The organism is Streptomyces sp. STR69, assembly GCF_024519455.1.
In the GTDB taxonomy this organism is placed as follows: Bacteria; Actinomycetota; Actinomycetes; order Streptomycetales; family Streptomycetaceae; genus Streptomyces.
This window is the reverse complement of record NZ_JALJRY010000025.1, coordinates 135,144-143,457: the sequence shown is the minus strand read 5'-3', so window position 1 is coordinate 143,457 and position 8,314 is coordinate 135,144. Positions and strand designations below refer to the sequence as shown.

Sequence of the window (8,314 nt, the reverse complement as noted above, 5' to 3'; positions counted from 1 at the left end):
CTCAAGGAACGGACGCTTCCTTTGTACTCACCCTCTCGGGCTTTCCTCCGGGCTTCCCTTCGGTGTTCCAAACTCTATCAGTGTTTTTCCGGCCCCCTGACCACCGCCCTGCAGGCATGCAGAAGGTGACCCCGGGATAGGATCTGACAAGTTGGGTGTTGCCAGGTCAAGCAAAGACGCTTGGTCGCATCGCTCGGCCTCAAGCAGGAGTACGACTGTACATGCGGCCGTAGAGCAGGTGCAAATCGATTAGAGGTGTGGTCTAGACCACTAATCCAGACCTCTCGGGCGGAACCGGTACTACATATGACATACCCTGCTGCTCAGTGTGCCGTCCGGGACAGGTAGTGACGGCCCCATCACATTTCCACCCCTGGGAGGCTTCCCATGACCAGCGTGACGTCCCCGCTCGCAGGACGCGCCATCGGACTGACCGAGGTGCCGGATCCCGTCTTCTCCGGGGCCATGGTCGGCCCCGGCACGGCCATCGACCCCGTACGTGAGCCTTCTGAGGCCGTCTCTCCCGTGGACGGAGTCATCGTCTCCCTCCACCCTCACGCCTTCGTCGTCGTGGACAGCGAGGGGCATGGTGTTCTGACCCATCTCGGTATCGACACCGTGCAGCTCAATGGCGAGGGTTTCGAACTGCTCGTCAACAAGGGCGACACCGTGACCCGCGGTCAGAGTGTCGTGCGCTGGAACCCGGCCGCCGTAGAGGCCGCCGGCAAGTCCCCGGTGTGCCCGATCGTGGCCCTTGAGGCCACTGCCGAGTCCCTCTCCGAGCTCCGCGAGGACGGCGATGTGAAGGCCGGCGACAGGCTCTTCACCTGGGAGTGACGTCAGTTCCGTCGTATGACGGTGTGCAGGACAACCACCGCGGCGGCGGGACCCGCCGCACTATCGGAGACGGGTGAGATGGAGACAACGCTGCGAGGCGTCGGTGTGAGCCACGGTGTGGCGATCGGCGAGGTTCGGCACATGGGTACGGCGGTTCTGGAACCGCCTGCCAAGCAGATTCCGGTGGAGGACGCGGAGCGTGAACAGGGGCGCGCCCGCCAGGCCGTGGACGCTGTGGCGGCCGACCTGATGGCACGCGGCAATCTGGCGGGGGGCGAAGCCCAAGCGGTACTTGAGGCCCAGGCCATGATGGCCCAGGACCCCGAGTTGATGACGGACGTGGATCGCCGTATCTCCGTCGGCAGCACGGCCGAGCGGGCCGTGTACGACGCCTTCGCCGCCTACCGTGCCCTGCTGGCTGGTGCCGGTGACTATCTGGCCGGTCGGGTGGCCGACCTCGATGACGTGCGGAACCGTATCGTCGCCCGGTTGCTCGGAGTGCCGATGCCGGGCGTTCCGGACAGCGACGAGCCGTACGTCCTGATCGCTCGTGATCTTGCGCCTGCCGATACGGCGCTGTTGGACCCGGCCCTCGTTCTCGGCTTCGTCACCGAGGAGGGCGGGCCCACCAGTCACAGCGCGATCCTGGCGCGGGCGCTCGGTGTGCCCGCTGTGGTGGCGCTGCTGGGTGCCGGTGAGTTGGCCGAGGGGACGGTTGTCGCCGTGGACGGCAGCACCGGCGAGGTCTTCGTGAACCCGAGTGACGAGAAGAAGGCCGAACTGGAGGCCGCGGCTGCCGCGCGCAAGGCCGCTCTCTCCTCTTCCACGGGGCCGGGTGCCACCTCGGACGGGCACAAGGTGCCGTTGCTTGCCAACGTGGGCGGTCCTGCTGATGTACCGGCCGCGTTGGAGGCGGGGGCCGAGGGGGTGGGGCTCTTCCGTACCGAGTTCCTTTTCCTGGACGACAGCAAGAACGCGCCGTCCGAGGAGAAGCAGGTCGAGGCCTACCGGCAGGTGCTTGAGGCGTTCCCCGAGGGGCGTGTCGTCGTGCGGGTGCTGGACGCCGGCGCGGACAAGCCGCTGGACTTCCTGACGCCCGCCGACGAGCCCAACCCGGCCCTGGGTGTGCGCGGGTTGCGTTCGTTGCTCGACCATCCCGACGTGCTGCGGACACAGCTGACCGCGCTCGCCAAGGCCGCCGAGGGATTGCCTGTCTACCTTGAGGTCATGGCCCCGATGGTCGCGGACCGTGCGGACGCGAAGGCGTTCGCGGACGCGTGCCGGGAGGCGGGCCTTCGGGCGAAGTTCGGCGCGATGGTCGAGATTCCGTCGGCCGCACTGCGGGCGCGCTCGATTCTGCAGGAGGTCGAGTTCCTGTCACTGGGGACCAACGACCTCGCGCAGTATGCATTCGCGGCCGACCGTCAGGTGGGCGCTGTGTCCCGTCTGCAGGATCCGTGGCAGCCCGCGCTGCTCGACCTGGTGGCGATGTCCGCCGAGGGGGCGAAGGCCGAGGGCAAGAGCTGTGGTGTCTGTGGCGAGGCCGCGTCCGACCCGCTGCTGGCCTGTGTGTTGACCGGTCTTGGAGTCACCTCCCTTTCCATGGGTGCGGCTTCCATTCCGTATGTGCGGTCGGCGCTGGCGAAGTACACGCTGGCCCAGTGCGAGCGGGCCGCGCTTGCGGCCCGGGCCGCGGACAGTGCCGAGGAGGCGCGTCAGGCGGCTCAGGCGGTGCTGTCCGGCGAGTAGTCGGGCAGCAAGCTGTCCGTCGGCTCTGGTTCAGGGGCACCCCACTCCAGAGTGGGGTGCCCCTGGTGTGTTCAGTGGTGGTGTCCTCCCGGGGGCTGTTCCAGGTCGCCGAGGTCGGGCGGCACGCAGTAGTCGACGCCTGATTCCGGGGAGATCAGATCTCCGGATTCGACGTCGGTGCAGTAGGCGTCGAAGACCTCGCCGGCGGTCAGGGGTTCCAGGCCGTCGCCGCGCAGGCGCCAGCCGTAGATGCAGTCGGTGGTGTCGGGGCTGGTGGTGCGCATGACGAGGCCGCCGGGGCTTCGGGTGGCGATGCCGAGGGCGAGGACGCTGGTGAATTCGAGGGCTTCGATGTCGTCCAGGTGAGTGGCTCCGTCCTCGTCCTGGTCGGCGTGGAGGGCGCAGACGATGGTTTCGGGTGTTCCCGAGACGCTGCAGACCAGGTGTCGGTTTCCGGGCCGGGCCGTGTCGAGGATGCGGACGAGGAGGCCGGAGGCTCGGGTGAAGGCCGCGCGGCCGATGTCCTCGCCGCAGGTGGCGCAGGTGCCGAGGCGGGCCAGGAGTGTGGTCACGTACTCCCAGGTCGCCTGGCGGACGGCCTCGTCGACGAGAGCCGGTAGGAGGTCGGCGAGCGGTTGGCCGTCGTAGGGCAGGGTGGGGCCGGTGGTGGCGAGTTCGGCGGTGAAGCGGGTGCGGCTCGACGGGTTGTCGGGGTCCAGGCCGCTGTCGGCGCAGAACTCGGCGTATTCCTGGGGATCGAAGAGGGCCACGCTGGTGTGGCTGCCTTGCGCGGCTCGGCTCCTGAGGAGTGCCTCCACTTGTTGGAGGTAGGCGGTGTGGTCGTCGAAGGTGAAGCTGCGATAGCGCCGCATGGCGCGGAAGTCCTGCTCGTCGGTCAACAGGCCGATGGTGCCCGCGATTTCGCGGCGCAGAACGCGTCGCATGGTCTGGTGGTCGGTGTGCGCCATGTTTCCCCCTGTGCGCTGTCGATCAATGCTCACTCACAGTAACCGGCGGCACTGACAACGGCGTCCGGGCGAGTGGCTCGCGGACCATACGGTGCTGAATCACGCAGGTCAGGGCGATGACGGAACCGAAGACGGTCCAGCCGAGAGGGCCGGTGGCGATGGCCGCGGTGACCGCCAGTGGGCCGATGCTGCGCTGGGTGGACTGGGCGAGTCCGTGGACGCCGAGGTAGGCGCCTTGTGCGGTGCCGGGTGCGAGGGCGACGGAGAGTTCCCACGAGACGGTGGCGTGCAGCATTTCCGCCATGGTGAAGGCGGCTGCAGAAGCGGTGAGGAGCACCGTCGCGGTGACGGCTCCGCCGGTGGCGGAGAGGGCGAGGGTGGTCCCGCCCAGGGCGAAGGCGGCGGAGAGCGGAATCAGCAGGTTGCGGGCGGCTGTCGTGGTGGTGCCGAAGCGGGCCATGGGCACTTGGAGGGCCACGACCATCACGTTGTTGAGGACCATCAGCAGGGGTGCCAGGCCGTGCGGCGCCTCGCTGGCGTGGGCAATCCACAACGGCAGGCCTACCTTGAAGACGGCGTCGTCGAGGAAGAGGACGGTCTCGGTCGCGACGTAGGCGAGGTAGATGCGGTCGCGCCAGGGGTTCTGGGGCTTGCTCGCGGGTGGTGCGTCCTTCGATGTCGCGATGACGCGCTGTGGTGACGGGGGTTCACCGCAGCGCACGGTGAGCGTCGCGACGGCGACGAAGGAGAGGGCGTCACCGAGAAGGAGCCAGTGGTAGGCGGCGGTTGTGCCGAGGGCGAGTGCGCCCGCTGCGGCGAGACCGCCCAGGGCCCAGCCCGCGTTGGCGACGGTTCGGCTGATGGCCTGGTAGCGGATGCGGTCCGGTCCGGCCACGCGGGTGGCGTAGAGCTTGGTGAGCACGTTGGCGGCGCGGTCGCCGAAGCCGCCGGCGGCCGAGAAGGCGATCAGGAGGACGTAGTTGTCCGTGGTGAGCAGGGCGAAGGATGCGAGGGCGCGCAGGAGTTGGAGGGTGGTGAGGACGCGGGTGAGCGGGAAACGGTCGGCGAGGCGACCGCCCAGGGGTGCGCCGGCGATGCCGATGGCTCCCGCGATCGCGGCGAGGGTGCCGACCTGGGCGACGGAGAGATGCGAGACGTAGGTGAAGTACAGGACTGACACGGTGGCCCACAGGCCGCTGCCGGTGCGGTCGACGAGGGTGATCGCGAGCATTCTGCGACCGTCGCGTCCTCCGGGTATGCGTTTCGGCCGTGCGGCTGTGCGGCGGGTCGTGCTCACTGCTCCCCCTTGCATCGAATTATGTATTGATACATAGTTGATGACGTGGCAATACAATATGGGATCAGTGGTACGACGGCCAAGGGGATTGCTGCGTCCGTCGAGCGGTCTGTGGCCGAGGGTTCGCTGGGGCCGGATGCCGCGCTGCCTCCGGTACGGCGGCTCGCGGACGAGCTCGGGGTGAGCCCGGGCACGGTCGCCACCGCGTACAAGGAGTTGCGGCAGCGAGGCATCGTCGTCACGCGTGGGCGGGGCGGGACCGTGGTGGCGCAGGCCCCCTCGGTGGCGTCCCGACGGCCGCCCCGGGTCCCGGAGGGTCTGCGGGATCTGGCCGGCGGGCACCCCGACCCGCTCTTCCTGCCCGCGTTGGTGCCGCCCTCGCGGCTGTCCCCTGGTGCGCGGTCGCACCGGTCGACGCCTCGGCTGGCGCGGTTGGAGGAGGCCGTACGGGACTGGCTGGGACACGACGGTGTACCCGTGGAACAGGTGACCTTCGCGCACGGGGCGCTGGATCTGATCGGGCGGCTGCTGTCGGTGGAGTTGCGGCCCGGGGACGCGGTGGCCATGGAGGACCCCGGGTATCACCATCTGCTGGATCTGGTCACGGCGTTGGGGCTGCGGAGCGTGCCGGTCGCCGTGGATGACGAGGGGCTGCGTCCCGATGCGCTGCGCGTGGCGCTGCGGGCGGGTGTGCGTGCCGTGGTGTGCAGTCCCCGGGCGCAGAATCCGTACGGCGGCAGCTTCTCGGCCGCGCGCCGTGACGCCCTTGTCGAGGTGCTCCGGGAGGGGCCCGAGGTACTCGTCGTGGAGAACGATCACGCGTCCGCCGTGGCGGGTGCTCCCCTGCGGTCGCTGGCTTCCGGTGGGTTGCCGCGTTGGGTGCATGTGCGGACGGTGAGCAAGTTCCTCGGCACCGACCTGCGGTGGGCCGCGGCGGCCTGCGATCGGACCACGCTGGCCCGGCACGACGGGCGGTTGCTGCTGACGTCCGGCTGGGTGAGTCATCTCCTCCAGGAGACCGTCCATGGGCTGATGACGGACGACGGCACGCGCGCGTTGGTCACGCGCGCTCAAGAGGCGTACGAACTGCGCCGGGAGACCCTCCGCACGGAGCTGGGCGGCAGGGAGATCACGTCGCACGGGGTGAGCGGGATGAATCTCTGGGTGCCGGTACGGGACGAGTCCGCCGTGGTCAACGGGCTGCGGTCGTACGGCTGGTGGGTCGCCGCGGGGGCGCGGTTCCGGCTGGCGTCCGAGCCGGGGGTACGGATCTCCGTCGCCGAACTCGAACCGGCCGACGCGATGCGGCTGGCCTCGGACTTCGCCGCCGTGCTCGGCGAGGGCGAGTCGGAGGCCACCTATGGAGGGTGATCGGCCTCTACGGGAGGGCGATCAGGCGCGTTTGCGGGCGAGGTCCTCGTAGAAGCTCAGCAGGTCGAGGTTGTCGATGGAGCCCGGGTTGACCGCCTTGTCCAACGGGGTGCCCTGGAGGAGGCGTTTGACGGGTACCTCGATGCGTTTTCCGGTGAGGGTGTGCGGGACGCCGGGGACCTCGATGACCTCGTCGGGGACGTGGCGTGGGGAGAGTTGTTCGCGGATCGTCTGCTTGATGCGGCCCAGGAGGGCGTCGTCCAGGACGGCTCCGGGGGCGAGGTGCACGAAGAGGGGCATCCAGTAGCCGCCGTCGGGCTGTTCGATGCCGATGACGAGGGACTCCTTGATCTCCGGGAGCCGTTCGACCGCTTCGTAGATGTCGGCCGAACCCATGCGCACGCCTTGGCGGTTGAGCGTGGAGTCGGAGCGGCCGTGGATGACGACGGAGCCCCGGGAGGTGACGGTGATCCAGTCGCCGTGGCGCCACACTCCGGGGTAGGTGTCGAAGTAGCTGTCGTGATAGCGAGTGCCTTCGGGGTCGTTCCAGAAGTAGATCGGCATGGACGGCATGGGATTGGTGACCACCAACTCGCCGACCTCGTCGACCAGGGGTTCGCCGTTCGGGTCCCAGGACTGGAGATCGGTGCCCAGGCCGGCGGCCTGGAGTTCACCGATGTACACCGGGAGGGTGGGTACGGCTCCCGCGAAGCAGGAGCAGACGTCCGTGCCGCCGCTGACCGAGGCGATCCACAGGTCGTCGCGGACCTCGTCGTGCAGCCAGCGGAATCCGTCGGGCGGCAGCGGTGATCCTGTGGTGGCTACGCACTTCACCTTGGAGAGGTCGAAGTCGCTTGACGGGTGCACGCCGGCCTTGCGGCACGCCATGACATACGCGGCCGAGGTGCCGTAGAGGGTCGCTCCGGTGCGTTCGGCGATGCGCCACTGGGCGCCTGTGTCGGGGTACCCGGGGCTGCCGTCGTAGAGGACGATCGTCGTGCCGGTCAGGAGGCCGGAGACGAGGAAGTTCCACATCATCCAGCCGGTGGACGTGTACCAGAAGAAGCGGTCCTCGGGGCCCAGGTCGCAGTGCAGGCCTAGTTGTTTGAGGTGTTCCACGAGGATGCCGCCCTGGGACTGGACGATGGCCTTGGGGAGGCCTGTCGTGCCCGAGGAGTAGAGCACCCAGAGGGGGTGCTCGAAGGGGACCTCTTCGAAGACGGGGTCAACGTCGGCCGAGGTCAGGGACGACCAGTCCAGGGCGCCTTCGGGGGCGTCGGTGCCCAGGAGCGGGATGTGGACCACCGCGCGCAGGGTGGGCAGTTCGCGCCGGAGTTCGGCGACCGTGTCGCGGCGGTCGTGCTCCTTGCCGCCGTAGCGGTAGCCGTCGACGGTGAACAGGACGACCGGTTCGACCTGTTGGAAGCGGTCGAGGACGCTGCGGGCGCCGAAGTCGGGGGCACAGGACGTCCAGACGCCGCCCACGGCGGCCGTGGCGAGCAGGGCGACGACGGCCTGCGGGATGTTCGGGAGGTAGCCGCTGACGCGGTCTCCGGGGCGTACGCCCAGAGCGCGCAGTTCGGCGGCCAGGGAGCCGACCTGGCGGCGCAGTTCCGCCCAGGTGACCGGGCGCGGTTCGTGGGTCTCGTCGACGTACAGGAGGGCCGGTTCGTGAGCGCGGGTCGCGCTCGCGCGCAGGGCGTGCTCGGCGTAGTTGAGGGTCGCTCCGGGGAACCAGTGGGCGCCCGGCATCGAGCGGTCGCCGAGCACGCGCGCGTAGGGGGTCGAGAAGCGGACGTCGAACCACTCGGTGACGGCCTGCCAGAACGTGTCCAGTTCGTCGACGGACCAGCGGTGCAGTGCCGCGTAGCCGCCGCCGGCCGGGGCTCCGTGGTGTTCGGCCGCCCAGGTCTGGAACCTGCTGACCTGTGCCTGGGCGATGCGTTCCGGATCTGGCTGCCAGAGCGGCAGGGGGTTCGCGGTCGACATGGGGCGGCTCCCGGGACTGTGCGCGTCGTGTGCGTCGGTCGCGCACGTGCGGGGGTGTGCGCGTGACGCGGCTGACACGGACGATGCCATGTGATCGACTTCT

Annotated in this window: 6 protein-coding genes; 3 read left to right on the top strand and 3 right to left on the bottom strand. The window is 69.2% G+C overall.

The window, feature by feature from the left end:
- Positions 1-387 precede the first annotated feature (387 nt).
- Both OC490_RS36810 and ptsP read left to right on the top strand, forming a co-directional pair.
- Positions 388-837, top strand: coding sequence for a PTS glucose transporter subunit IIA (locus OC490_RS36810; RefSeq protein WP_262062393.1), 450 nt, complete (start codon positions 388-390; stop codon positions 835-837).
- 78 nt (positions 838-915) lie between these two features.
- The gene (gene ptsP, locus OC490_RS36805) at positions 916-2,586 is read left to right on the top strand and encodes a phosphoenolpyruvate--protein phosphotransferase (RefSeq protein WP_262062392.1); all 1,671 of its coding nucleotides are present in this window, start codon (positions 916-918) and stop codon (positions 2,584-2,586) included.
- A 71-nt stretch (positions 2,587-2,657) separates the two neighbouring features.
- Here ptsP and OC490_RS36800 read toward each other — a convergent pair whose 3' ends face one another.
- Positions 2,658-3,554, bottom strand: coding sequence for a hypothetical protein (locus OC490_RS36800; RefSeq protein ID WP_262062391.1), 897 nt, complete (start codon positions 3,552-3,554; stop codon positions 2,658-2,660).
- A gap of 22 nt (positions 3,555-3,576) precedes the next feature.
- Positions 3,577-4,785 carry an MFS transporter gene (locus OC490_RS36795; RefSeq protein ID WP_262062390.1) on the bottom strand — a complete coding sequence of 403 codons (1,209 nt, stop codon included), beginning with the start codon at positions 4,783-4,785 and terminating at the stop codon, positions 3,577-3,579.
- 111 nt (positions 4,786-4,896) lie between these two features.
- Between OC490_RS36795 and OC490_RS36790 the strand changes: the two genes are divergently transcribed.
- Complete coding sequence (locus OC490_RS36790; protein ID WP_262062389.1) at positions 4,897-6,222, top strand: aminotransferase class I/II-fold pyridoxal phosphate-dependent enzyme; 1,326 nt, start codon at positions 4,897-4,899, stop codon at positions 6,220-6,222.
- Positions 6,223-6,243: 21 nt separating this feature from the next.
- On the opposite strand, the gene OC490_RS36785 is transcribed toward OC490_RS36790, so the two are convergent.
- Positions 6,244-8,211 (bottom strand): acetoacetate--CoA ligase, encoded by a 1,968-nt coding sequence (locus OC490_RS36785; protein WP_262062388.1) that lies wholly within the window; start codon positions 8,209-8,211, stop codon positions 6,244-6,246.
- Positions 8,212-8,314 lie beyond the last annotated feature (103 nt).